The 1041-nt window shown below is 72.8% G+C and carries 1 protein-coding gene; it reads left to right on the top strand.

The genetic code is table 11. The features are described 5' to 3' along the window. Positions 1 to 713, top strand: a 713-nt coding sequence (locus tag AB0G02_RS42045) for an AMP-binding protein (RefSeq protein WP_360806726.1), incomplete at its 5' end; no start/stop codon positions are given. Between the last annotated feature and the right edge of the window lie 328 nt (positions 714 to 1041).

The following is a 1041-nucleotide window of genomic DNA, read 5'->3' as shown; positions in this document are numbered from 1 at the left end:
GGGACCGCATCGTCTGCGCGGGCGCCCCGCCGCCCAGCCGCACGATCGCCCGCGTCGGTGAGGAGCTGGGCTGGGAGTTCCTCCAGCTCTACGGCCTGACCGAGACCTCGCCGCTGCTGACCTTCAACCGCTCGCGCCCGCAGGACGACGAGCTGTCGGCGGAGGAGCGGGCGCGGAAGCTGTCCCGGGCGGGCGCCCCCGCGATCGGCGTGCGGCTGAAGACGTCCGAGTCCGGCGAGGTGCTCGCCCGGGGCAACGTCGTCATGGCCGGCTACTGGGAGAACCCCGAGGCCGGCGCGGAGGCGTTGGAGGGCGGCTGGTTCCACACCGGCGACGGCGGCTCGCTGGACGACGAGGGCCACCTGACGATCTCCGACCGGAAGAAGGACGTGATCATCACCGGCGGCGAGAACGTGTCGTCGATCGAGGTGGAGGACGCCCTGTTCGCCCACCCCGCGGTGGCCGAGGCGGCGGTCATCGGCGTGCCGCACGACAAGTGGGGCGAGACGATCAAGGCGCTGGTCGTGCGGGCCGAGGGCGCGGAGGTGACGGAGGCGGAGCTGATCGCGCACTGCAAGGCCCGGCTCGCCGGCTTCAAGGCGCCGACCTCGGTCGAGTTCCGCGACGCCATCCCGCGCACCGCCACCGGCAAGGTGCAGAAGTTCAAGCTCCGCTCGCCGTACTGGGCGGACCTGGAGCGCAAGGTCAACTGACGGTGACCGCGTCACCCGGGCGGGTCTGACGCGCGCGTCCGCTGTGACCCGTGTGGCTGATGTTCACGCAGGGTCCGGTGGAAAGCCTGGGGCACGAGTGGCACAGTCGGCCCGTGTCACGCCGTTCGGCGTAACGCCGATCGGCCGAGTGCGCGGGGAGGCGGCAGTCGTGGCTCGATGGGTGATCCCGGTCGTGATCGCGTTGACCACCGCGATGGGCCTGGCGGTGCCGGCGCACGCGGTGCCGCCACCTCCGCCCAACCCCAGCGACTCCGAGCTCAGCGCCGGCCGGCAGGAGGCCGACGCCAAGGCCGCGCGCGTCGGTGAG

Source organism: Actinosynnema sp. NPDC023658, from assembly GCF_040639995.1.
Lineage (GTDB): Bacteria > Actinomycetota > Actinomycetes > Mycobacteriales > Pseudonocardiaceae > Actinosynnema.
This window is presented reverse-complemented; position numbering and strand designations above follow the sequence as displayed.